Here is a 24,613-nt window from a genome sequence, read left to right on the forward strand (position 1 = left end):
CCCCGTTCAACCGCCGGAGTTCAAGAGCCACCTATGCCCCATCCGCGTCCCTACAAAGTTGCACTCAACGGTTATGGCCGTATCGGTCGCTGTGTCTTGCGCGCCTTGTTCGAGCGCGGAGCGGGTGCCGGTTTCGAAATCGTTGCGTTGAACGACCTAGCCGACCAGGCCAGCCTCGAATACCTGACCCGCTTCGACTCCACCCACGGGCGTTTCCCCGGCGAGGTGAGGGTCGATGGCGATTGCCTGCACATCAATGGCGACTGCGTGAAGGTCTTGCGCAGTGCCACCCCGGAAGGCATCGACTGGGGTGCTCTGGGCGTGGACCTGGTACTGGAATGCTCCGGTGCCTACAACACCCGCGCCGATGGCCAGCGCTTCCTCGATGCCGGCGCGCCACGGGTGCTGTTCTCCCAACCGATGTCCAGTGAAGCGGATGTCGACGCCACGGTGGTCTATGGCGTCAACCAGGACTGCCTGGGCGGTGACGAACGCCTGGTGTCCAACGCCTCCTGTACCACCAACTGCGGTGTGCCGCTGCTGCGGGTATTGGACCAGGCGTTCGGTATCGAGTATGTCTCGATCACTACCATCCACTCGGCGATGAACGATCAGCCGGTGATCGATGCCTACCACCATGAGGACCTGCGCCGCACCCGTTCGGCGTTCCAGTCGGTGATCCCGGTGTCCACTGGTCTGGCGCGTGGCATCGAGCGGCTGCTTCCGGAACTTGCCGGGCGAATCCAGGCCAAAGCGGTACGCGTGCCGACCGTCAACGTGTCGTGCCTGGACATCACCCTGCAGACCGCCCGCGACACCAGTGCGGCCGAGGTCAACCGGGTGTTGCGCGAGGCCGCCCTGGACGGCCCGCTCAAGGGGCTGCTGGCCTACACCGAGCTGCCCCATGCCAGCTGTGATTTCAACCATGACCCGCATTCGGCCATCGTCGATGCCAGCCAGACCCGTGTTTCCGGCCCCCGCCTGGTGAACCTGCTGGCCTGGTTCGACAACGAATGGGGGTTCGCCAACCGTATGCTCGACGTCGCCGGCCATTTCCTGCGCGTCGTCCACCAAACCCGCACCAAACAGCCCTGAAGGACTGCATTCATGACCGTGTTGAAGATGACCGACCTCGACCTGCAAGGTAAGCGCGTACTGATCCGCGAAGACCTCAACGTCCCCGTGAAGGACGGTGTGGTAGCCAGCGACGCGCGTATCCTGGCTGCGCTGCCGACCATCAAGCTGGCCCTGGAGAAGGGCGCGGCCGTGATGGTCTGCTCGCACCTGGGTCGCCCGACCGAAGGCGAGTTCTCCGCCGAGAACAGCCTCAAGCCGGTTGCCGACTACCTGAGCAAGGCCCTGGGCCGCGACGTGCCATTGGTTGCCGACTACCTCGACGGCGTCCAGGTCAAGGCCGGTGACCTGGTGCTGTTCGAGAACGTGCGCTTCAACAAGGGCGAGAAGAAGAACGCCGACGAGCTGGCGCAGAAATACGCTGCCCTGTGCGACGTGTTCGTCATGGACGCCTTCGGCACCGCCCACCGCGCCGAAGGTTCCACTCACGGTGTGGCCAAGTTCGCCAAGGTCGCTGCAGCCGGCCCGCTGCTGGCCGCCGAGCTGGACGCCCTGGGCAAGGCCCTGAAGGCCCCGGCCAAGCCGATGGCCGCCATCGTCGCCGGCTCCAAGGTGTCCACCAAGCTGGACGTGCTGAACAGCCTGAGCACTGTCTGCGACCAGCTGATCGTTGGTGGCGGCATCGCCAACACCTTCCTCGCCGCGGCCGGCCACAAGGTCGGCAAGTCGCTGTACGAGCCTGACCTGGTCGAGACCGCCAAGGCCATCGCCGCCAAGGTCAGCGTACCGCTGCCGGTGGACGTGGTGGTTGCCAAGGAATTCGCCGAGAGCGCCGAAGCCACCGTCAAGTCCATCGCCGACGTGGCCGATGACGACATGATCCTGGACATCGGCCCAAAGACCGCCGAACAATTCGCCGAACTGCTCAAGTCGTCCAAGACCATCCTGTGGAACGGCCCGGTCGGTGTGTTCGAGTTCGACCAGTTCGGCAACGGCACCAAGGTGCTGGCCAAGGCCATCGCCGATAGCGCCGCCTTCTCCATCGCCGGTGGTGGTGACACCCTGGCGGCCATCGACAAATATGGCGTTGGCGCCGATATCTCCTACATTTCTACCGGTGGCGGCGCGTTCCTCGAGTTCGTCGAGGGCAAGGTCCTGCCCGCCGTGGCGATCCTGGAAGAGCGGGCCAAGGCCTGAGCATGACGGCGCCTGGCAAAGGGAGCGACCTGATGGTCAAGCAATTGCCTGTGATGATCCTGGCCCTGCTGCTGGGCGCTTGCTCCAGCAAGGGCGCGGACAGCGAACCGTCGCAGCCGCCCAAGGGCGGTTGCTACCAGTCCCAGTGGCAGGCGGAGACGGCCCCGGTGATCAACAAGCGCATGGGCCCGGAGGGCCTGGAAAAGTACGACGAAGACCACCAGCGCAAGGCGCCGGGTTGCCCTTGATCGGGTAATAGGCAACCTGAAGGCTGATTTGTGGTCTTGAAGAAGGGGTCGCCGTGCGGCCCATCGCCGGCAAGCCAGCTCCCACAGGTACTGCATCGATCCCTGTGGGAGCTGGCTTGCCGGCGATGGGCTGCAAAGCAGCCCCAAATCGAGGAAATTGAATGAAAGCGCTACTGGCCTCGATGGCCCTGGCGACCCTGGCAGGATGCTCGCTGCTGCAATCGCCGCAACCCGCCCCGGCGGACAACTGGACCCGCTGGGTCTGCGACACACAGGCCGAAGTGCTTTGGCGCTTCGCCGATGCTACCCAGGAGTCGGTCGACGTGCGTCTGGGTGGCGGCGACCAGGTCTACCGGCTCAAGTCCGAGCCGGGCGCATCGGGTGCGCTCTACAGCGATGGCGTGTTGGCCTTGCACACCAAGGGCGATGAAGGCCTGGTGTACTGGGTAGCGACCAACGACCTGATTGGGCGGGGCTGCAAGGCACCGTGACTGGCCGGGCCGCGAGGCGGCCCACACTACTTGAACAGCAACCGCCCCTGCGGCAGGCTTGCACGAAACAACGACGCTTGTCGGGAGAGAGATACACAATGGCACTCATTAGCATGCGCCAGATGCTGGACCACGCCGCCGAGTTCGGCTACGGCGTTCCGGCTTTCAACGTCAACAACCTCGAGCAGATGCGCGCCATCATGGAAGCCGCCGACAAGACCGACTCTCCGGTCATCGTCCAGGCCTCGGCCGGTGCCCGCAAGTACGCCGGTGCTCCCTTCCTGCGTCACCTGATCTTGGCAGCGATCGAAGAGTTCCCGCACATCCCGGTGTGTATGCACCAGGACCACGGCACCAGCCCTGACGTGTGCCAGCGCTCCATCCAGCTGGGCTTCAGCTCGGTGATGATGGACGGCTCGCTCAAGGAAGACGGCAAGACCCCGTCCGACTACGAGTACAACGTGCGCGTCACCCAGCAGACCGTGGCGTTCGCCCACGCTTGCGGCGTGTCGGTGGAAGGCGAGCTGGGTTGCCTGGGCAGCCTGGAAACCGGCCAGGCCGGTGAGGAAGACGGCATCGGCGCCGAAGGCACCCTGGACCACAGCCAGATGCTGACCGACCCGGAAGAAGCCGCCGACTTCGTCAAGAAGACCCAGGTCGATGCCCTGGCCATCGCCATCGGCACCAGCCACGGCGCGTACAAGTTCACCAAGCCGCCAACCGGCGACATCCTGGCGATCGACCGCATCAAGGAGATCCACAAGCGCATTCCCAACACCCACCTGGTGATGCACGGCTCCTCCTCGGTGCCTCAGGAATGGCTGAAGGTCATCAACGAATACGGCGGTGACATCAAGGAAACCTACGGCGTGCCGGTCGAGGAAATCGTCGAAGGTATCAAGTACGGCGTGCGCAAGGTCAACATCGACACCGACCTGCGCCTGGCTTCCACCGGTGCCATCCGCCGCTACATGGCCCAGCACCCGAGCGAGTTCGACCCACGCAAGTTCTTCGCCGAAACCGTGAAGGCCATGCGTGACGTGTGCATCGCCCGTTACGAAGCCTTCGGCACTGCCGGCAACGCCTCCAAGATCAAGCCGATCTCCCTGGAAGGCATGTTCCAGCGTTACGCCAAGGGCGAGTTGGCTGCCAAGGTCAACTGATCCGGCATCAATCGGGGCTGCTGCGCAGCCCCATCGCGGGGCAAGCCCGCTCCCACAGGGGTTGTATACGCCGAACCCTGTGGGAGCGGGCTTGTCCCGCGATTCGTTTCGCTGAACGCGGCGCCATGACCACACTACGTTATCTGCAAGCCTACCCACCCCATCTGCAGGAGCAGGTCCGCCAGATGATCGCCACCGATCGCCTGGGCGACTACCTGCGCCAACGCTACCCCGAGCGCCACGACGTGCAGAGCGACAAGGCCCTGTACAGCTATGCCCAGGACCTCAAGCAACACTACCTGCGCAGCGCGCCGAACCTGGACAAGGTGCTGTTCGACAACCGCCTGGACCTGACCCATCGTGCCCTGGGCCTGAACACCGCGGTCTCGCGCGTGCAGGGCGGCAAGCTCAAGGCCAAGAAGGAAATCCGCATCGCCTCGTTGTTCAAGGAAGCCGCGCCGCAGTTCCTGCGCATGATCGTCGTGCACGAACTGGCACACCTGCGCGAGCGTGACCACAACAAAGCGTTCTATCAACTCTGCCAGCACATGGAACCGGACTACCATCAATTGGAGTTCGACCTGCGCGTCTACCTGACCTACCGGGAACTACCGGGCATCACCTGAGGATCGAGCGGCATGGATGTGAGCAAGACCAAGAGCAGTTTCTACCGCCGCCTCTACGTGGCTTGGCTGATCGACAGCCAGACCGCCACCAGCGTGCCGGCGTTGATGGAGGCAACCGGCATGCCCAGGCGCACCGCCCAGGACACCATCGCCGCCCTGGCCGACCTGGATATTGTCTGCGAGTTCGAGCAGCAGGCAGGGGCGCGCAACCACGCCGGGCACTACCGCATCCACGACTGGGGCGCGATCGACAAGCAGTGGATCATCCAGCACCTGCGCCAGATCCGCGACGTGCTTGGCTACCCTTGACCCACGGGTTCGCTTCCTGCGGTCGGAGCTATTAGCCGTCTGGGCGCCGCTGCAGCGCTAGGCGTCAGGCTGCTTGATCAGGTGGCCTGCCAGGGTGCGCAAGGGCCCTAGCTGACGGCAGATCAGCGCCAGTTGGGTTTGCACCAGGCGTTGGTGTTCATCCAGCTCTTCGGGCATCTGTTCCAAGGTGTCGGCCAGGGCTTCTTCCGTGTCGCTGTGGACGGCTACCGGCAAGCCTGCTGCCAGGCCGTTGGCGATCTCATCGAGGCTGTTGGCCAGGCTCTGGCCGGCACCGTCGATCAACTGCTCGTGGACTTCGGCCGGCAGCGCCGTGTCACGGTGGGCGCCCAGGCCGGAGAGGTAGCTGAGCAGCGTGTGGGAAAGCACCAGGAAGCGAAAGCCCACGTCCGCCTCCTTGCGAAAGTGCCCAGGCTCCATGAGCATGTTGGCCAAGGTAGTGGACAGGGCCGCGTCGGCGTTGTGCGCGTTGCGCCGGGCCAGGCGGTAGGCCAGGTCGTCGCGTTTGCCATGGGCATACTGCTGCATGATCTGGCGCAGGTAGACGCTGGCGCAGGCCAGGGTATTGGCCAGGACCTTGTTCAATCGTCGACCCTGCCAGTCGGGCAGTACCAGGAAGACCGCGACGATGGCGATCAGGCTGCCGACCAGGGTATCGAACAGGCGAGGCAGGAACAGGCCATAGCCATCGCCGATCTGGTTGAAGCAGAACAGCACCATCAGCGTGATCGCTGCGGTGGCCAGGGTGTAGCGGGTGGTGCGGTTGACGAAGAACACCACCCCGGCGACCACCGCGAACATGGACTGGATGATCGGGCTGGGGAACAGGTCGAACAGGGCCCAGCCCACGGTCAGGCCGATGGCGGTACCGAAAATGCGCTGCACCAGCTTGCGACGGGTGGCGCCGTAGTTGGGCTGGCAGACGAACAGGGTGGTGAGGATGATCCAGTAGCCCTGGGTCGGGTGGATCAGGTGCACCATGCCGTAGCCGACCGACAGCGCCAGGGACAGGCGCAAGGCATGGCGGAACAGCAGCGAGGTCGGTGTCAGCTGGGTACGCAGGCGGCTCCAGACATCCTTGAAGTTGCGCGGCGAGCGGTCCAGCAGGCTGCTGTCGCTGGCGTCGGCCAGGCTGTCGGGGTTGCTCGCGGCGCCCAACAGGCGGTCGAGGGTCGCCAGGTTGCCGGCCAGGGCACGCAGGGAACGCAGCAGGCCACGCCAGGCCGGGTTGCTCTGGATGCGCAGGTGTTCCAGCGAGGCATTGAGGTCTTCTAGCGCCTCGGCGAAGCCTGTGCCGTAGACGAACGGCTGGCGCAGGCGGATCGACTGTGACAGCTGCTGGCAGGCCGAGCCCTGCTGGCGCAGCAGGCGCTGGCAACGGAACATCACATCGCTGTGGAAGAACGCCTCGGCTAGGGCGTTGTAGGGGTAGTGCGAGGCACTGACCCGCTCATGGATGTCCTGGGCCAGGAAGTACAGCTTGAGGTAGCGGCTGACCTTGGAATTCGGCTGGCTGTTGCCGACCCGGTGCAGGATGATTTCCTTGGCCGCGTTCAGGGCCGCCACCACCTTGCCGTTCTGCTGGGCCAGCTCCAGGCGCCGGGCTTCGAGGTCCAGGTTGCGGATCGGTTCGAACAGGTTGGCCTTGAGCTTGAGGTAGCGGCCGAGCTCGAGGAACAGCTTGGCCAGGCTCTGCTGCACCGGCTGGTTGGAAAACAGTGCCTGCCATAGCACCGACAGCAGGCCGTACCAGGCCGCGCCCGCCACCAGCAGCAGGGGCTCGTGCCAAAAGTCGCTGACCTCGCCGCCGCGCTGGTCCACGCCGATCATGGTGTACACCGAAAGGATCAAGGTGGCCGAGGCGATGGCGCCGTAGCGCTCGCCCAGGGCGCCAAGCATGGTCAGGCCGAAGGTGGCCAGGGCCAGCGCGCCGGCGAACAGCCAGGGGTAGGGGAACAACAGCTCCACCGACAGGGCAGCGATGGCGAAGCACACCAAGGTCACGGCCAGGGCACTCAGGCGGCCTTGCCAGCCATCGTCGGTCTCGGCCAGGGCGCTGGCGATGATGCCCAGAAACAGCGGGATCAGCAGGGCCATTTCGTCCTGGTACCAGCACAGGGCCATGCTGCCGGTCAGGGCGACCGTTACCCGGATGCTGTAGCTGAACTTGTCTTGGCCCCAGAGGCGACGCAATGAATGGCGGAACGAGCTCGATGACATGGTGGCCTGCTGGCAGTGATCGAATGGATACCTTTCACGCCGTCCATTTTGGGGGGCTCCATCGCGGGGCAGCCCCACTCCTGTAGGAGCGGGCTTGCCTCGCGATGGGCTGCAACGCAGCCCCGATCAATGCCGGCTTTACCGCACGGTCCAGCAAGAAGCGTTCCGTGCTGCTGAAAGGATTCTACTCTACACGAACTGCGCCGCGGCGTTGGCCGAAGCCCAGGCCCATTGGAAGTTGAAACCACCCAGGTGGCCGGTCACGTCCAGCACCTCGCCGATGAAATACAGCCCTGGGCTCTTGAGCGACTCCATGGTCTTGGACGAGACCTCGCGGGTATCCACGCCGCCCAGGGTCACTTCGGCGGTGCGGTAGCCCTCGGTACCGGCTGGCACCACCTGCCAGGCCGACAGTTTTTCGGCGACCTCGGCCAGTTCGGCCGGCGTGTACTGCTTCATCGGCTTGGACACGAACCACTGCTCGGCCAGCAGATTGGCCAGCTTGCGGGTGAACACCTCGCCCAGCACGGTCTTGAGCTCGGCATTGGCCCGTTCGGCCTGGACGTTTTGCAGCCAGACCAGTGCATCGCGATCCGGCAGCAGGTTGAGCTCGACCGTGTCGCCGGCCTCCCAGAACGAGGAGATTTGCAGGATCGCCGGGCCGCTCAGGCCACGGTGGGTGAACAGCAGGTTTTCCCGGAAGCTGGTGCCATTGCAGCTGGCGATGCAGTCCAGCGAGGTGCCGGAAAGTTCGGTGCACAGTGCCTTGAGTTGAGGCTCGGTGATGGTGAACGGCACCAGGCCGGCACGGGTGGGCAGCAGGCTGTGGCCGAACTGGCGCGCCACCTGGTAGCCAAAGCCGGTGGCGCCCAGGGTCGGGATCGACAGGCCGCCGGTGGCGATCACCAGGGACTGGCAGGCGAACTGGCCGGCGTTGGTCTGCAGCAGGTAGCCGCTCTCGGTCTTCTCGATCTGTTCGATGCTGGTGTGCATGCGGATCTCGGCGCCGGCGTCGTCACATTCGGCCAGCAGCATGTCGAGGATGTCGCTGGCCTTGTTGTCGCAGAACAGCTGACCGAGCTTTTTCTCGTGGTAGGGCACTGCGTGCTTGGCGACCAGTTCGATGAAATCCCACTGGGTGTAGCGGGCCAGGGCTGACTTGCAGAAGTGCGGGTTGTGCGAGAGGAAGTTGGCCGGCTCGGTGTACATATTGGTGAAGTTGCAGCGACCGCCGCCAGACATGAGGATCTTCTTGCCCGGCTTGTTGGCATGGTCGAGCACCAGCACGCGGCGGCCGCGGCGGGCGGTGAGCTGGGCGCACATCAGGCCTGCGGCGCCGGCGCCGAGGATGATCACGTCGGTGGAGTGCACGGTGTTACCTCATGGATAGCAGGGGCCGCTGTGCGGCCCATCGCCGGCAAGCCAGCTCCCACAGGGATTGCACCCGACCTGAGGCCTGTGGAGATCTTGTGGGAGCTGGCTTGCCGGCGATGGGCTGCACAGCAGCCCCAGAAAAATGTCAGACGATGCGGACTTTCAGGGACCGGCCCTTGATCTTGCCGCTGTTCAGCCGCTGCATGGCCTGCTTGGCCAGCGCCCGCTCTACCGCCACGAAGGCCTGGAAATCGAAGATGGCGATCTTGCCGACCTGCTTGCCGGGGATGCCGGCGTCGCCGGTCAGCGCGCCGAGGATATCGCCCGGGCGCAGCTTGTCCTTGCGGCCGGCGGCGATGCACAGGGTGGTCATCGCTGGCAGCAGGGGCTCGCCGCCCTTGTTCTTCAGGCTGTCGAGCTGTTCCCAGCGCAGTGGGCGTTTCTGCAGGTCTTCGATGGCCTGGGCACGGTGGCCTTCAGCGGGGGCGACCAGGCTGATGGCGATGCCTTTCTCGCCGGCACGGCCCGTACGGCCGACGCGGTGCACATGGATCTCGGCATCACGGGCCAGCTCGACGTTGATGACCATGTCCAGGCCATCGATGTCCAGGCCGCGGGCGGCCACGTCGGTGGCGACCAGTACCGAGCTGCTGCGGTTGGCGAACATCGTCAGCACCTGGTCGCGGTCGCGCTGCTCCAGGTCGCCGTGCAACGCCTGGGCGACGATGCCCTTGGCCGTCAGATGGGCGACTACGTCCTCGCACTGCTGCTTGGTGAAGCAGAACGCCACGCACGATTGCGGGCGGTAATGGCCCAGCACGCGGGTGACGGCTTCCAGGCGCTGTTGCGGGTCGATCTCGATGAAGCGCTGCTCGATCTGGTTGTCGGCGTGCAGGCTTTCGACCTTCACCTGCTGCGGCTTGCGCATGAAATCGGCGGCCAGTTGCTCGATGCCGGCTGGGTAGGTGGCCGAGAACAGCAGGGTCTGGCGGCGTGATGGGGTCTTGCCGATGATGCTGGCGATGGCGTCGAAGAAGCCCATGTCGAGCATGCGGTCGGCTTCGTCCAGTACCAGGGTATTGAGCCCGTCCAGCACCAGGGTGCCTTTGTCCAGGTGTTGCTGCACCCGGCCCGGGGTGCCGACGATGATGTGCGCGCCATGCTCCAGCGAGGCGATCTGCGGGCCGAGCGAGACGCCGCCGCAGAGGGTGAGGATCTTGATGTTGTCCTCGGCCCGGGCCAGGCGACGCAGCTCCTTGGCCACCTGGTCGGCGAGCTCGCGAGTGGGGCACAGCACCAAGGCCTGGCAGCCGAAGTAGCGTGGGTTGATCGGGTTGAGCAGGCCGATGCCGAAGGCGGCGGTCTTGCCGCTGCCGGTCTTGGCCTGGGCGATCAGGTCCTGGCCCTTGAGGATGACCGGCAGGCTCTGGGCCTGGATCGGCGTCATCGAGGTGTAGCCGAGGGCGTCCAGGTTGGCCAGCATGGCAGCGGACAGCGGCAGGGTGGCGAAGGCGGTGGAGTCGGTGGTCACGAGGCGGGCCTGCGTTGCGAAGCGAAAAATGCCGCACAGTCTACCAGCCTCGTGGCCATTCGCCCTACGACTCCATGTGCGCTTCCTGACGACGGGCACGCCTTCCGTCCGTCGGCGCGAGCTGCAGGAAGATCGCCGCCGCCAGCATCGCCATCAGGCCGATGGTCAGGAAGGTCAGCTGGAAGGCGCCCAGGGTGCTTTCCACGCCCTCGGCGCTGCCGGCTGCGCTGAAGCCCCCGAGCAGGGCGCCGGCGCAAGCCACGCCCAGGCTCAGCGACAATTGCGCGACCACCGATAGCAGGCTGTTACCGCTGCTGGCGTGGGCGTCGTCCAGGTCGATCAGGGTCACGGTATTCATGGCAGTGAACTGCATCGAGTTCACCGCGCCGAGCAGGGCCAGTTGTACCAGCAGCAAGGCATACGGAGTCTGTTCGTCCACCAGCCCCAGGCTGGCCAGCAGCGCACCGAGCAACAGGGTGTTGCCGGTCAGGATGATGCGGTAGCCGAAGCGTTCGATCAGCGGTCTGGCGATGGACTTGGCCAGCATCGCCGCCGCTGCCAGCGGGATCATGCTCATGCCGGCTTCGGCCGGTGAGTAACCCAGCGCCACCTGCAACAGCAGCGGCACGAGGAAGGGCAGGGCGCCGCTGCCCAGGCGCGCGAACAGGTTGCCGAGGATGCCGATGGCGAAGGTGCGCACGCGGAACAGGCTGGGCGGGAACAGCGGCTCCGGGTCGCGCCCGGCGCGCAGCCAGTACGCGGCCAGGCACGCCATGCCGGCGAACAGCAGGAGCATCACCCGCAGGTGTGGCAGGTGCAGCTCGCCCAGGCCTTCCATGGCGATGGTGATCAGCACCATCGCCGCGCCGAACAGGATGAAACCGGGGCCGTCGAAGGTCGTGCGCTCGACGCCGCGCAGGTCGGGAATGAACTTCCACACGGCATAGCAGCCCAGCGCGCCGACGGGCAGGTTGATCAGGAAGATCCAGTGCCAGCTGAGGATCTCCACCAGCCAACCGCCGAGGGTCGGCCCGAGCAGTGGGCCGAGCAGCCCGGGAATGGTGACGAAGCTCATGATCCGCACCAGTTCCGAGCGTGGATAGGCGCGCAGCACCACCAGCCGACCGACCGGCAGCATCAGGGCGCCGCCCAGGCCCTGGATGACCCGGGCGAGGATCAGGAACGTCAGGCTGTTGGCCATGGCGCACAGCAGCGAGCCAAGGCTGAAAAGGACGATGGCGCTGAAGAAGATGCGCTTGGTGCCGAAGCGGTCGGCGATCCAGCCCGAGGCGGGGATCAACAACGCGACGGTGAGCATGTAGGCGATGATCACGCCCTGCATGCGCAACGGGTCTTCGGCCAGGGAACGGGCCATGGCGGGCAGGGCAGTATTGAGGATGGTGCCGTCCAGGGACTGCATGAAGAAGGCGATGGCCACCACCCATGGGATCCAGCGGGCGGTGACGGGGTCCAGCGGGGCGCGTTCGGGCATGTGAACCTCATTCTTCCAGAGCTGCATGATGCTTCCATGGCGAGGGCGTCGCCCTCGATCGCGGCACAAGGCCGCCCCTTCAGGGCGCAGTGGCGCCCTTGTAGGAGCGGCCTTGTGCCGCGAAAGGGCTGCGCAGCAGCCCCTGTTCTGCAATCACAATGTCAATGTCAGGGCTTTGACCAACGCTCCCGGCAAATGACTCGACCCAGTGCTGCGCTGGCCATAGGTGCTGGTCGACAGGATCAGCTCCCGCTCGCGGGTCAGGTCTTCCAGCTGGCTGCCCAGCAAGCTGTACAGGCTGTCATCGAAGCGCATGGTGCTCACCGGCCCCTGGATTTGGCCATCCTCGACCCAGAAGGTGGCGAAGCGGGTCAGCCCGGTCATGCGCGCGGCCGGCAGGTCGGAGTAGTTCAGGTACCAGAGGTTGCTGATGTACAGGCCTGTGCCCAGGCGCTCGAGAACCTGCGCCGATGCCAGGTGCCCTGGCGCCAGGCTCAGCGCGCAAGGCGACTCGTAGCCGTCGGCGCCGTTGGCCTGCAGTTCGAACTCGGCAGCGCTGCGTGCGCTGACCAAGCGCTCCAGGGCGCGGCCTTCATTGATCAGGCGCAGGTCCTGGCGAGGCGAGCCTTCATCGGAAAACGGTGGGCTCAGCGAACCGCTGACGTGTTCGTCGAAGCTGAGCAGCGGGCTGAGGCAGGCATCGCCGTTGTACAGGCGCTGCAACGCGCTGTTGCCGGTAGCCAGCGCCTGGGCAGAAAAGCCCCCCCAGCAGAGCATGCCGGCGATCTCGTCCATGGCCGCTGGTGCCAGGTAGGCCCGATAGCTGCCGGGCTTGAGGGTAATCGCCGGGCGTCCCAGGAATGCCAGTTGCTCACGGGCCTGGCGCAGGCGCGCGACGAACTGTTCGGCACTCCAGGCCTGGCCTGCATAGTTGGCCTTCACTGCCTGGCCGTTGGCATGGAACAGGCTCCAGTCGAAGTTGAAGCTGTTGGCCTGGTGCCAGCCGAAGGCCCCGAAAGAGCTGGCAAAGCCGTGGCAGATCGGGCCTGCGGCATAGATCCCGACCAGGTCCAGGTCGCCGGCCTCGCGTTCGACCCGTGCCAGCACTTCACCCAACTCCGGCAGCGGCTGTTCCAGCAGGCTATGGCTGTGCCAGGCGCGTTCATCGAGGCTCAGGTAGGGGTCGGCGGGAAGCAGCGGCAAGGTCTGGCGCAATTGTGCCAGGGCGTCGCGCAGGCGTTGGCTATCGAGCGCGGTATCGTCGCCCAGGGTGACTTGCTGCTGTGCCTGGCGGCCGTCGCGCACCAGGCGCAGGTGGACACTGGCCTGGCTGACCAGGCCTGCCTGGCGCACCTTGGCATGGTTCAAACGCACGAACTGCGATTGCTCGGCACTGTAGCCAAGGGTGAAGTGTTCCCCTGGCTCGATGGCACTGCGCAGGGCGTCGAGCAGGTCTTGGAAACGTTGCTGGTAGCGGGTGGTCATCAGGCGTCCCCTCCGAAAACATCGATCTGGCGGAACACACAGGCCGGCGAGGCGTGACCGACCCGTACCACCTGGTTGGGTTCGCCCTTGCCGCAGTTGGGCGTGCCGAGCACCTGGAAGGTGCTGCGGTCACCGACTGCGCACAGGTTGCGCCAGAAGTCGGCGGAAATGCCGCGGTAATTGGGATTCTTCACCACCCCCTTGAGCTCGCCGTCTTCGATCAGTTGGCCCCACTCGCAGCCGAACTGGAATTTGTTGCGCGCATCGTCGATGGACCAGGAGCGGTTGGTGCGCATCAGGATGCCGCGCTCGATGCCGGCAACCAGTTGCGCGAGCGTCCGGTCGCCGGGCTCGATATTGAGGTTGGCCATGCGATCTATCGGTGCACGGTTCCAGCCGCAGGCCCGACTGTTGGCCACGCCCTCCAGGCCCGAGCGGTATTGCGACAGGGCTCCGCCCAGGGGGCGCAGCAACAGGCCGTCGCGAATCAGGTACTGCTTGCTCGCCTGGGTGCCGTCGTCATCGAAGGCGTAGCTGGCCAGCTCTTCGCCGATGCTCGGGTCGAAGGTCACGTTGAGCAGGTTCGAGCCGTACTGCAGGTGACCGAAGTCGCTCGCCTTGATGAAGCTGGTGCCGGCGTAGTTGCGCTCGTCGCCGAGGATGCGGTCCATTTCCAGCGGGTGGCCGATGGACTCGTGGATCTGCAGCATCATCTGGTCGGGCATCAGCAGCAGGTCGCGGGGGCCGCTGGGGGTATTGGGCGCCAGCAGCAGTTGCAGGGCTTCGTCCGCGATGCGGCGGGCGGCGCCGACCAGGCCACAGCGCTCGATGACCTCGAAGCCGCCCTGCTGGCCGAAATTCTCCCGGCCCAGGCTGCGGCACTGGCTGTCCTGGCCATCGCTGGCGGTCACGCTCAGGCCGGGGAACAGGAAGCGTTGGGCATGGCGCAGTTCGGCACCGGCCGAGTTCAGGTAGGTCTGCTCGACCAGGCTGGTGCCCAGGCTCGCCTGCCAGTCCACCAGGCGGTTGTCCCTGGGCACGCTGGCCGACTCGCTGGCGAGCAGCTCGAGGCACTCGGCCAGGCTTGGCAGGGGCTGATCGAAGTTGGGCGAGACATGGTCGTGACGCTGGCTTGGCACCGGTTGGTCACGCAGGTCGAGCAAGCTGTGGGCGGCGATGGTGCGGGCCAGGGCTTCGGCCTGCTCCAGGGCGCGCTGCAGCCCGGCCTGGGACAGGTCGGCGGTGGCGGCGTAGGCCTCGACGCCATTGACGCGTACGGTGAGCATCGCGCCTTCGTCCTGGCTGAAAGAAGGCGGCTCGGCCACATTGCGGCGCACCGACAGGCTCTGGTGCGACTGCTTCACATGGCGTAGGGAAAACAGTTCGGCCGAGCTGCGCAGCGCTTTGAAGCGCTGTTGCAGCAGGGCGCTGGAATCGAACATGCGGGAACCTCCGGTGCGCGGTGGCTCCCCCTAGAGCCACCCTTTTGCATGCCTTGGCGGGTGGGGCGCGACCTCGGACGATGCCTGGTCATTATGGCAGCCCGGTACCTGCAGGTCAGGGATTACCATGCAGCGAGCCATTCACCAAGGCGAGTCGGCGGTATCACTGGGCCGCGCCTTCCTTCTGAATGGCGGCTTTCAACATCGCGTTCAGGTGTAGCGCGACATGGTGGGAGGTGTCCGTGAGCAGGTAAACATGGTGCTCGGCGAAGTCGGGCAGGCCCATCCCCTCTACGAACGCAAGCGAGGTGTCCCCGCTGTCCAGCCCTTCGACGATGCCGACAGCCAGGCCACTTCTCATGCAGGCCAGCACCGCATGCCAATTGGCGCTTTCCAGCAGGATGCGGTAGGCAATGCCGTGGGCCTTCAAGGCCTGCAGGGCGGCTTCCCGGTACGGGCAGCCCTTCAACTGCAGTGCCAACGGCAAAGGGCGGCCTGGATCATGGATGAAGCCGGGGGCTGAAGCCCAACGCGGCTGGGTCGAGCGCAGCCATTCACCTTGCTCCCAGGTTTCATGGCTGACCGCCACTGCCAGGTCCAGCCGCTGTCGCGCAAACAGGTCGATAAGCTCCGCGCTGGAGCGCGCCACGGCTTCGAGCTCCAGTTTCGGATTGCTGGCCACGAACACCGGCAGGAAGTCGCTCATGAGGTCGGCGGCATAGCCGTCGGGCACCCCCAGGCGCACCTTGCCGGTCATCTGCTGTGGCGACAATTTTGCCAGCAGCTTGTCATGGGCCATCAGGAAATGTGTGGCCTCGCCCAGCAACTGCCGACCTGCCGGGGTCAGTTCCACCGACTGGTTGCTGCGCGCGAACAGTTGTTGCCCGAGCTTTTCTTCCAGCTTCTGGATCTGCGTCGTCACCGCCGAGGGGCTGCGGTGGACATAGTCGGCCGCATCCTTGAAGCGGCCTAGCCGGGCGACTGCCTGAAAGGTTCGCAGTACATCGATGTCGAGGCCTTTGCCCATGTCGCCACCTGATTTGCTCGGATCGAATCAGCGCTTCGATTTATTCAACTGTACAGGCTTTATACCCCCTCTTACTGTGGGGTCAAGGCATGCCTCCCCCCGAATTGCAATGGAATGATACGGATGAGCCTGAACGACTTCGTTGTAGATGCACTCGTACGCAACCCCTCCTACCAGAACGTGCGTTTATGGACCGTCGAGAACCACGAGAAGTACTCGACCCTGGCCCAGCCAGAGCCTGGCCCTCTGGCAGATCATCGTTTCAACCACGAGATCTTCCTGCTCATGCGTGCCTTGAACGAGCAGGGCGTGGGCCAGAGTGGGCTATGCGCCGATGCGCAGGGGCAGGGGGCGCTCAAGAACGTTATCGGCAACGTTGCCGAGCGGTTGGCTGCTCTGGGCAGTGGGCGCCGCGTTCACTATGTCGAGCTGGGGCCCGAGCCGATCAAGAGCGCATGCCTGCTCAAGCGCATGGCCCAAACGTCCAGCTCCATCCGCTATACCGCCATCGACATCAACCAGGCCTCGGAAATCGCCATGAGCGATGCCGTGCGTCCCATCGTGCAAGGGGCGGGCAGCTTCAACTACATGGCCGCCGACTACCGCACCGTCACCCATGACGCATTGCGTCACGACCAGGAACTCACCCTGATCACCCTGTTGGGGTTCCAGGAAGGAAACGAGCTGCCCGTGAGCACCGGGCGGCTGATCCGTAATCTTGCAGGTGATGCGACCTACATCCTTTCGGAAATGCAGGTGTACGACCAAGGCCTGGAAAACGCCATCCTCGCGTTCTATGCCAACCCCTGCATGGTCGAGTTCTCGCGAATGGTGGCGCTTCAACAAGGCTTTACCCCGTCGGGCGAGCACGAAGCCATCCTCCTGCCGTTACGGCTCCTGGACGAGTCGATCCATGTGGCCGTGACCCTTCAGCCTGTCCAGCACCTGCGGCAGCAGGGCTACCTGCTGACCAATATCTGCCTCAAATACACGCCCGAACAGTTCCGCCGTATCAGGGCCCGGCACTGCAACTGCAGCGTGGTGGACGAGTTCGCCAGTGGTGACGGTTCGGTGCGTTATCAGATCGCGAAATACCTTCAGTAGCGACTCCTCTGGGACGGACACATCATGAACCAAACAGACACCTTACCCTTGTTCGAGCGCGGTATAGGGCGCGTGAAGCTGGCGCTCAAGTCGACGTTGAAGCGTACGCCGCAACCGTCGTCGAGCTGCCTGGACGAACAGGTAGTCTGGCGGGACGATCTGCTTTGCCAGCAGGGGCACACCGTCAGCGACACCCGGACGCTCGAGGCGCTTGGCTATGCCCATAGCCCGCATCCGACCATCGCAGCGGATGCGATCACCGGGGTGGCGGTCGTCCATCGTTTGTTCACTGCCGAGGGCGTCGCCGCCTTGCAAGGTATTTGCGCCCGCCTGGAGGATGGGGCGGGCGACAGTGACTGGATCATTTCCCGGCGCACCCGAGGGGTGACGGCATTGTCTTCGTTCATCAACGACATGATGCGCAGCCGTGCGTTCCTGTTGGCTGTCTCACGCATCGCGGGCGTGCCGCTGGTACCGTACCCGATGCTCAACGCCCGCTCGCAGGTCAACTATTACTACCCCAAACCTGCCGAGCAACAGCAGCAACGGGGCATGTGGCACACAGACGGCACCAACTATGTGCTGAACATCGTGTTGTCGGGGCCTGCCGATTACAGCGGGGGCGAGTTCCTGTTCCACAACGGTACGGTCGAGACCTTCGATGCGCTGGATCATCGCACCTTCGAAACCGCGCGGCTGAATGAGCCTGGCGATGCCCTGTTCATCTACGGCAGCCGATTGTTCCATGGCGTTCGCCCAGTGCTCAGCGGGCGGCGCATGTCATTGGTGTTGTCGTTCCATTGCCCCTACTTTCGCGAGGACGCCAACCGTTTCTGGCACTTGGCCTCCGACGATGGCATCCCGGCGACCATCCCCAACTGGTTGGGCTTGCACTGGGCCTTGCACCGATCGCCCGCCCGACAGTTCGCGCGTATCGGCATCGAGCCGATTACGTTCGAGCAATTGCATCGCACAGGGGCGTGACCATGCCAAGCAGTGCGCTATACCTGATCCTGCTGCAAGCCATCTTCGTGCTGTCCTGGAGTTCGGGCTTCATTGGTGCCCGGCTGGGCACCGAAGACGCCGGCGCCATCAACCTGCTGTTCTGGCGTTTTTTGCTGGTCAGCGTCTGCCTGCTGCCGTTCGTCGCGCACCGGCTGCGTACGCTGTCGTGGGCTCAGGTGCGCTACAATGCCGTGATCGGCTTCCTGGCCCAGTTCGCCTACCTAGTCAGCGTCTACATTGCCATCCGCGGTGGGCTGCCAGCGGGGATCGCCGCCATCATCTGTGCGCTGCAGCCGTTGATCACGGCATCGATGAGCCGCAACGATCAGCATGAGCGCAGTGGTCGGCAAGAGTGGCTGGGGCTTGGGGTCGGGTTCGCGGGTGTCAGCGTGGTCATACTCGGCGAATACAGCCTGTCCACGACCCGGCTCGCCCCTTGGCTGTACGCCCTGCCGCTGATTGCCGCGGTGACATTGTCCATCGCCACCCTGTACCAGCGGCGGCAGGCGGTGTTGGAAACCGACCACAGCAAGGATGGCTTGCTGATGCCGTTGTTCCTGCAATCGTGCGCGACGCTGGCACTGCTTGCTGCTACAGGGGCGCCGTTGGGCTTGATCGAGGTACCGGGCAGCACGCAGGTCTGGGTGGCCGTTGCATGGCTGACCCTGTTCTCCACATTCATTGCCTACCTGAGCCTATGGGTATTGCTGAAGAAGCTGTCGGCGACCCGTGTCTCGGCCCTGGTCTATCTGGAGCCGCCCGTGACATTGCTATGGGCAGCGTTGATGTTCGGTGATGCCATCCATTGGACAGCTTATGTGGGCATCGCGGTAGTCGCGGCGGGGATCGCCATCACTCGCCATCCGCGCAGGTCGGCCTCGCCCCGCGATAGGGCCGGTGCAGGGGCTGCATAGCAGCCCCAATGAAATGCCGCAAATAGCTTAACTGACCTGCAGTAAGCCGAAGCTCTCCTTTTTCTTCGACAACCCCAGCGTCAGCCGATGGTCATCAGGCTGGCGTTGCCGCCTGCCGCAGCAGTATTCACGCTCACCGCCCGTTCGATCACCAGGCGCTCCAGGGCGATCTGGTGATCGCCGCTGGACAGCCCATGCACACCGACGATGGCACCGGCGCGCTTGGCCACCTGCTCGCAGACGCTGCGCAGCTGGTCGGAGTCGCCGTGGTGGATGACCGCGTCGAAGGCCACTTCGTCCTTCTGCCAGTCGGCCACCAGCTTGACCTTCGCTTGCAGCTCCTTGGGCAGGCGGGTGCGCAGGCTCTTGGCCGGCTCGCCGTCAGCCCATACTGCCGAGCTGCCCACGGCCAGCACGGCGGCGAACTGGGCCAGCAGGTCAGCTTCATTGTCGGCCAGGCACAGCACATGCTCACGCGGCAATACGGTGTAGGTGTTGCGCTCGCCGGTCGGGCCTGGCAGTACGCGGGTGATGCCGCTCTGCGACTGTTCGGCGAACTGCTCGCACAGCGCGGCCAGCTCAGGCTGGTTGCTGCCAGCCCAGGCCTTGAGGGTGTGCAGCGGCTTGATCAGTTGGTCGCGCAGGGCGCTGTCGGCCTTGCTTTCACCATCGGCACGCTGGAAGTGGCGGGCGATGGCATCGGCCGGGCGGGTCGACAGCAGGCGGTACAGGTACAGCGGGCCACCGGCTTTCGGGCCGGTGCCGGACAGGCCTTCACCACCGAACGGCTGCACACCGACCACTGCACCGACGATGTTGCGGTTGACGTACATGTTGCCGGCATTGACGTTGTCCACCACCTTGGCGATGGTCTCGTCGATGCGGGTATGCACGCCCAGGGTCAGGCCGTAGCCGGAGGCATTGATCTGCTCGATCAACTGGTCGAGGTCCTTGCGGTTGTAGCGCACCACGTGCAGTACCGGGCCGAAGATCTCGCGCTTGAGCTCGTCGAAGCTCTCCAGTTCGATCAGGGTCGGCATGACGAAGGTGCCGCGCTTGCATTCCTCGGCATTGGCGATGGCCACCTGGTACACGGTACGACCTTTCTCGCGCATGCCCTGGATGTGCTTCTCGATACCGGCCTTGGCTTCGGCGTCGATCACCGGGCCGATGTCCACGGACAGGCGCTCTGGGTTGCCCAGGCGGCTTTCGGCCATGGCGCCCTTGAGCATCTCGATCACGCGGTCGGCGGAGTCCTCCTGCAGGCACAGCACGCGCAGGGCCGAGCAACGCTGGCCGGCGCTGTCGAACGCCGAGGACACCACGTCGATCACCACTTGCTCGGTCAGCGCCGAGGAGTCGACGATCATGGCGTTCTGGCCGCCGGTCTCGGCGATCAGCGGGATCGGGCGGCCCTGGGCATCCAGGCGACCGGCGATATTGCGCTGCAGCAGGCGCGCCACTTCGGTGGAACCGGTGAACATCACGCCCTTGACGCGTTCATCGCCCACCAGGCCGGCGCCGACGGTCTCGCCGCGGCCCGGCAGCAGTTGCAGCACGCCTTCAGGGATGCCGGCTTCGAGCAGCAGGCGCACGGCCTGGGCGGCGACCAGCGGGGTCTGTTCGGCCGGCTTGGCCAGTACCGGGTTGCCGGCGGCCAGGGCGGCGGCAACCTGGCCGGTGAAGATCGCCAGCGGGAAGTTCCACGGGCTGATGCACACCACCGGGCCCAGCGGTCGGTGGGCGTCGTTGCTGAAGTCATTGCGTGCCTGGACGGCGTAGTAGCGCAGGAAGTCCACGGCTTCGCGCACTTCGGCGATGGCGTTGGCGAAGGTCTTGCCGGCTTCGCGCACCAGCAGGCCCATCAGTGGCTGGATCTCGGCTTCCATCAGGTCGGCAGTGCGCTCGAGGATCGCGGCGCGTTCGGCTGGCGGGGTGGCCTGCCAGATCGGTGCGGCGTTCAGGGCGCACTGGATGGCGTTGTCGACATCGGCGACGGTCGCTTCCTGCACATGGCCCACCACATCGCGGTGGTCCGACGGGTTGAGTACCGGTGCGGCCGGCTGCTCGCTGGCGGCGCAGGCCAGCAACGGTGCGGCCTTCCAGTCATTGTGGGCAGTGGCAAGCAGGGCGCAGGACAGCGATGCCAGGCGATGCTCGTTGGCCATGTCGATGCCGGCCGAGTTTGCCCGCTCGTTGCCGTAAAGGTCGCGTGGCAGCGGGATGCGCGGGTGCGGCAGGCCGATCTGGCCTTCCTGGGTGGCCATGCGCTCGATGCTGGCGACCGGGTCGGCGACCAATTCCTGGATGGAGATCGAGTGGTCGGCGATGCGGTTGACGAACGAGGTGTTGGCGCCGTTTTCCAGCAGGCGGCGCACCAGGTAGGCCAGCAGGGTTTCATGGGTGCCGACCGGTGCATAGACGCGGCATGGGCGGTTCAGCTTGCCTTCGGAAACCTTGCCCACCACCTGCTCGTACAGCGGCTCGCCCATGCCATGCAGGCACTGGAACTCGTACTGGCCCGGGTAGTAGTTCTGGCCGGCGATGTGGTAGATGGCCGACAGGGTGTGGGCGTTGTGGGTGGCGAACTGTGGATAGATGGCTTCGGGTACCGACAGCAACTTGCGTGCGCAGGCGATGTAGGAAACGTCGGTGTACACCTTGCGGGTGTAGACCGGGTAGCCTTCCAGGCCTTCGACCTGGGCGCGCTTGATCTCGCTGTCCCAGTAGGCGCCTTTCACCAGGCGAATCATCAGGCGGTGGCGGCTGCGCTTGGCCAGGTCGATGACATAGTCGATCACGTACGGGCAGCGCTTCTGGTAGGCCTGGATGACGAAGCCGATGCCGTTCCAGCCGGCCAGCGATGGCTCGAAGCACAGGCGCTCGAGCAGGTCCAGGGACAGCTCCAGGCGGTCGGCTTCCTCGGCGTCGATGTTCAGGCCGATGTCGTACTGCTTGGCCAGCAGCGTCAGCGACAGCAGGCGCGGGTACAGCTCTTCCATCACGCGTTCGTACTGGGCGCGGCTGTAGCGCGGGTGCAGGGCCGACAGCTTGATGGAGATGCCTGGGCCTTCATAGATGCCACGGCCGTGGGAAGCCTTGCCGATCGAGTGGATCGCCTGCTCGTAGGACGCCAGGTACTTCTGGGCGTCATGCTCGGTCAGGGCAGCCTCGCCGAGCATGTCGTAGGAATAGCGGAAGCCCTTGGACTCGAAGCGGCTGGCGTTGGCCAGGGCTTCGGCGATGGTCTCGCCGGTGACGAATTGCTCGCCCATCAGGCGCATGGCCATGTCGACGCCCTTGCGGATCATCGGCTCGCCGCTCTTGCCGATGATGCGGGTGAGCGAGGAGGTCAGGCCGGATTCGTTGTGGGTGGAGACCAGCTTGCCGGTCAGCAGCAGGCCCCAGGTGGCGGCATTGACGAACAGCGACGGGCTATTGCCCAGGTGCGGCTGCCAGTTACCGGTGCTGATCTTGTCGCGGATCAGCGCGTCACGGGTGCCCTTGTCGGGGATGCGCAGCAGGGCTTCGGCCAGGCACATCAGGGCCACGCCTTCCTGGGACGACAGGGAGAATTCCTGCAGCAGACCCTGGACGATACCGGCACGGCCGCCGGTGCTCTTCTGGTTGCGCAGTTTTTCGGCGATGCCGGCAGCCAGCTTATTAGTCGCGTCTGCTTGCTCGACCGACAGGCGAGCCTGTTCGAGCAGCATCGGCACCACTTCCGGCTCTGGGCGGCGGTAGGCGGCTGTGATCGCAGCGCGCAGCACCGATTGCGGCAGGATGCTCTCGGCGAACTCCAGGAAGCACTGGTGGCTGTGGTCGGGCTGGATCTCGCCGGCGTCATCGGCAGGGTTGCCGGCCTGGCCGCTGAGTTCGTGCAGGGTGGCGCCACCCTCGAGCTTCTCCAGGTAATTGAAGATCGCTTGCTTGATCAACCAGTGCGGCGTGCGGTCTATGGACTGCGCAGCTGCTTTGAGTCGCTCACGGGTCGGGTCGTCGAGTTTGACCCCAAGGGTGGTCGTCGCCATTTTTTATCCTCGTTATTGCCACGGGCGTGGCCTAAGCTGGACGCAAGATTAGCTGTAGGACAATTCGGGTGCAACCGGGTGCAACCCGTTTTTTCCGTGGAAAAGGTGCAACTCGTCAGGCGGATTTTCTTACACCGCGAAAAAGCCTGTTCTTGGTGCGTTTTCTTATGAAAAAGGCTGTCTATGCTCCAAAAAGGCGCAAAAAGCAGGATTTTTCCGAAATTGCACGAATGGGTGCAACTTGCCATCGAAAAATGGTTGCACCCTGTTCGCGTTGTTGCATAGGATTCGCCGCCTAGGTGCAACCGTCGTGCGGGCGGTCGCTTGAACATAAAAACAAACGCCAGGGCACAACCATGGGCAATCCATTGACGATCACGTTCGTGATCTATATCGCAGTAATGGTGCTGATCGGCTTCGCCGCCTATCGCTCCACCAAGAACCTCTCCGACTACATTCTCGGCGGCCGTAGCCTCGGCAGCGTGGTCACCGCGCTTTCCGCCGGTGCCTCCGACATGAGCGGCTGGTTGTTGATGGGCCTGCCTGGGGCCATCTATTTCGCGGGCCTGTCCGAAGCCTGGATCGCCATCGGCCTGACCGTCGGTGCCTACCTCAACTGGCTGTTCGTCGCCGGTCGCCTGCGCGTGCAGACCGAGCACAACGGTGATGCGCTGACCCTGCCGGACTACTTCTCCAGCCGTTTCGAAGACCAGTCGGGCCTGCTGCGGATCATCTCGGCCATCGTCATCCTGGTGTTCTTCACCATCTATTGCGCCTCCGGCATCGTCGCCGGCGCCCGCCTGTTCGAAAGCACCTTCGGCATGTCGTACGAGACCGCCCTGTGGGCCGGCGCCGCAGCGACCATCGCCTACACCTTCATCGGTGGCTTCCTGGCGGTGAGCTGGACCGATACCGTGCAGGCTTCGCTGATGATCTTCGCGCTGATCCTGACCCCGGTCATCGTGCTGATCTCCACCGGCGGCTTCGATGCGACGTTCCAAGCCATCGAGCTGCAAGACCCGACGAACTTCGACATGTTCAAGGGCGCGACCTTCATCGGCATCATCTCGCTGATGGGTTGGGGCCTGGGCTACTTCGGCCAGCCTCACATCCTGGCGCGCTTCATGGCCGCCGACTCGGTGAAATCCATCGCCAAGGCCCGCCGCATCTCCATGACCTGGATGATCCTGTGCCTGGCTGGTACCTGTGCTGTGGGCTTCTTCGGCATCGCCTACTTCTCGGCGCACCCCGAGGTAGCGGGTCCTGTCACCGAGAACCACGAGCGTGTGTTCATCGAGCTGGCCAAGATCCTGTTCAACCCCTGGATCGCCGGTGTGCTGCTGTCGGCCATCCTGGCCGCGGTGATGAGCACCCTGAGCTGCCAGTTGCTGGTGTGCTCCAGCGCCCTGACCGAAGACTTCTACAAGGCCTTCCTGCGCAAGGGTGCTTCCCAGCGTGAGCTGGTCTGGGTCGGCCGCCTGATGGTCCTGGCCGTGGCCCTGATCGCCATCGCCATGGCCGCCAACCCGGAAAACCGCGTGCTGGGCCTGGTGGCCTACGCTTGGGCCGGCTTCGGCGCCGCCTTCGGTCCGGTGGTGCTGATCTCGGTACTGTGGAAGGGCATGACCCGCAACGGCGCTCTGGCTGGCATCGTGGTCGGTGCCCTGACCGTGATCCTGTGGAAGAACTATGTTGGCCTGGGCCTGTACGAGATCATCCCGGGCTTCCTGTTCGCCAGCATCGCCATCGTCGTGGTGAGCAAGCTGGGTCGTCCATCGACCAGCATGGTCTCGCGCTTCGAGAAGGCCGACGCGGCGTATCACGCTGACAAGTAAGCCTGTGATGGGAGTCGGCTTCATCGC

At 64.7% G+C, this 24,613-nt stretch carries 19 protein-coding genes; 11 read left to right on the forward strand and 8 right to left on the reverse strand.

What is annotated here, in order from left to right; all coding sequences use genetic code 11:
• The first annotated feature begins 33 nt into the window (after positions 1–33).
• The 7 genes from epd (at position 34) to ACNFG0_RS02540 (ending at position 5,108) form a co-directional block, all read left to right on the forward strand.
• Positions 34–1,095: an erythrose-4-phosphate dehydrogenase gene (gene epd, locus ACNFG0_RS02510; protein WP_196155220.1), complete on the forward strand. Its 1,062-nt coding sequence runs from the start codon at positions 34–36 to the stop codon at positions 1,093–1,095.
• Positions 1,096–1,107: 12 nt separating this feature from the next.
• Entirely contained in the window at positions 1,108–2,271 is a 1,164-nt protein-coding gene (locus ACNFG0_RS02515; RefSeq protein ID WP_196145939.1) for a phosphoglycerate kinase, read from the forward strand.
• A gap of 32 nt (positions 2,272–2,303) precedes the next feature.
• Positions 2,304–2,519 (forward strand): hypothetical protein, encoded by a 216-nt coding sequence (locus ACNFG0_RS02520; protein WP_196145938.1) that lies wholly within the window; start codon positions 2,304–2,306, stop codon positions 2,517–2,519.
• Positions 2,520–2,680: 161 nt separating this feature from the next.
• Positions 2,681–3,010: an MliC family protein gene (locus tag ACNFG0_RS02525; RefSeq protein ID WP_084854066.1), complete on the forward strand. Its 330-nt coding sequence runs from the start codon at positions 2,681–2,683 to the stop codon at positions 3,008–3,010.
• Positions 3,011–3,108: 98 nt separating this feature from the next.
• The gene (gene fba / locus ACNFG0_RS02530) at positions 3,109–4,173 is read left to right on the forward strand and encodes a class II fructose-bisphosphate aldolase (RefSeq protein ID WP_084854068.1); all 1,065 of its coding nucleotides are present in this window, start codon (positions 3,109–3,111) and stop codon (positions 4,171–4,173) included.
• A gap of 125 nt (positions 4,174–4,298) precedes the next feature.
• Positions 4,299–4,799, forward strand: coding sequence for a M48 family metallopeptidase (locus ACNFG0_RS02535; protein ID WP_196155222.1), 501 nt, complete (start codon positions 4,299–4,301; stop codon positions 4,797–4,799).
• A 12-nt stretch (positions 4,800–4,811) separates the two neighbouring features.
• Positions 4,812–5,108, forward strand: coding sequence for a winged helix-turn-helix domain-containing protein (locus tag ACNFG0_RS02540; RefSeq protein WP_070090534.1), 297 nt, complete (start codon positions 4,812–4,814; stop codon positions 5,106–5,108).
• A 57-nt stretch (positions 5,109–5,165) separates the two neighbouring features.
• Here ACNFG0_RS02540 and yccS read toward each other — a convergent pair whose 3' ends face one another.
• The 7 genes from yccS to ACNFG0_RS02575 form a co-directional block, all read right to left on the reverse strand.
• Positions 5,166–7,346, reverse strand: coding sequence for a YccS family putative transporter (gene yccS / locus ACNFG0_RS02545; RefSeq protein ID WP_196145111.1), 2,181 nt, complete (start codon positions 7,344–7,346; stop codon positions 5,166–5,168).
• Positions 7,347–7,535: 189 nt separating this feature from the next.
• Positions 7,536–8,717 (reverse strand): NAD(P)/FAD-dependent oxidoreductase, encoded by a 1,182-nt coding sequence (locus ACNFG0_RS02550; RefSeq protein ID WP_416763948.1) that lies wholly within the window; start codon positions 8,715–8,717, stop codon positions 7,536–7,538.
• Between the two features lie 148 nt (positions 8,718–8,865).
• Positions 8,866–10,203, reverse strand: a complete 1,338-nt coding sequence (gene dbpA / locus ACNFG0_RS02555) for an ATP-dependent RNA helicase DbpA (protein WP_416764000.1) — start codon at positions 10,201–10,203, stop codon at positions 8,866–8,868.
• Between the two features lie 112 nt (positions 10,204–10,315).
• Positions 10,316–11,743: a multidrug transporter subunit MdtD gene (gene mdtD, locus ACNFG0_RS02560; RefSeq protein WP_196145108.1), complete on the reverse strand. Its 1,428-nt coding sequence runs from the start codon at positions 11,741–11,743 to the stop codon at positions 10,316–10,318.
• A gap of 153 nt (positions 11,744–11,896) precedes the next feature.
• Entirely contained in the window at positions 11,897–13,228 is a 1,332-nt protein-coding gene (locus ACNFG0_RS02565) for a TldD/PmbA family protein (RefSeq protein WP_416763949.1), read from the reverse strand.
• On the reverse strand, positions 13,228–14,670 hold the full coding sequence (locus ACNFG0_RS02570; protein WP_416763950.1) for a TldD/PmbA family protein: 1,443 nt from the start codon (positions 14,668–14,670) through the stop codon (positions 13,228–13,230). The genes ACNFG0_RS02565 and ACNFG0_RS02570 overlap by 1 nt, the downstream gene beginning before the upstream one ends.
• 163 nt (positions 14,671–14,833) lie before the next feature.
• Positions 14,834–15,697, reverse strand: coding sequence for a LysR family transcriptional regulator (locus ACNFG0_RS02575; protein ID WP_196166369.1), 864 nt, complete (start codon positions 15,695–15,697; stop codon positions 14,834–14,836).
• A gap of 123 nt (positions 15,698–15,820) precedes the next feature.
• On the opposite strand from ACNFG0_RS02575, the gene ACNFG0_RS02580 reads away from it, so the two are divergent.
• The 3 genes from ACNFG0_RS02580 to ACNFG0_RS02590 are packed head-to-tail and all read left to right on the forward strand — an operon-like array spanning position 15,821 to position 18,720.
• On the forward strand, positions 15,821–16,801 hold the full coding sequence (locus ACNFG0_RS02580; protein WP_196166370.1) for a hypothetical protein: 981 nt from the start codon (positions 15,821–15,823) through the stop codon (positions 16,799–16,801).
• Between the two features lie 24 nt (positions 16,802–16,825).
• Positions 16,826–17,785, forward strand: a complete 960-nt coding sequence (locus ACNFG0_RS02585; RefSeq protein ID WP_416763951.1) for a 2OG-Fe(II) oxygenase — start codon at positions 16,826–16,828, stop codon at positions 17,783–17,785.
• Between the two features lie 2 nt (positions 17,786–17,787).
• Entirely contained in the window at positions 17,788–18,720 is a 933-nt protein-coding gene (locus tag ACNFG0_RS02590; RefSeq protein WP_416763952.1) for a DMT family transporter, read from the forward strand.
• Positions 18,721–18,800: 80 nt separating this feature from the next.
• Here ACNFG0_RS02590 and putA read toward each other — a convergent pair whose 3' ends face one another.
• Complete coding sequence (gene putA, locus ACNFG0_RS02595; RefSeq protein WP_196145100.1) at positions 18,801–22,751, reverse strand: trifunctional transcriptional regulator/proline dehydrogenase/L-glutamate gamma-semialdehyde dehydrogenase; 3,951 nt, start codon at positions 22,749–22,751, stop codon at positions 18,801–18,803.
• A 356-nt stretch (positions 22,752–23,107) separates the two neighbouring features.
• Between putA and putP the strand changes: the two genes are divergently transcribed.
• Positions 23,108–24,586 carry a sodium/proline symporter PutP gene (gene putP / locus ACNFG0_RS02600; protein ID WP_196155232.1) on the forward strand — a complete coding sequence of 493 codons (1,479 nt, stop codon included), beginning with the start codon at positions 23,108–23,110 and terminating at the stop codon, positions 24,584–24,586.
• Positions 24,587–24,613 lie beyond the last annotated feature (27 nt).

The sequence above is a fragment of the Pseudomonas sp. NY15372 genome (assembly GCF_048068215.1).
GTDB lineage: Bacteria > Pseudomonadota > Gammaproteobacteria > Pseudomonadales > Pseudomonadaceae > Aquipseudomonas > Aquipseudomonas guariconensis_A.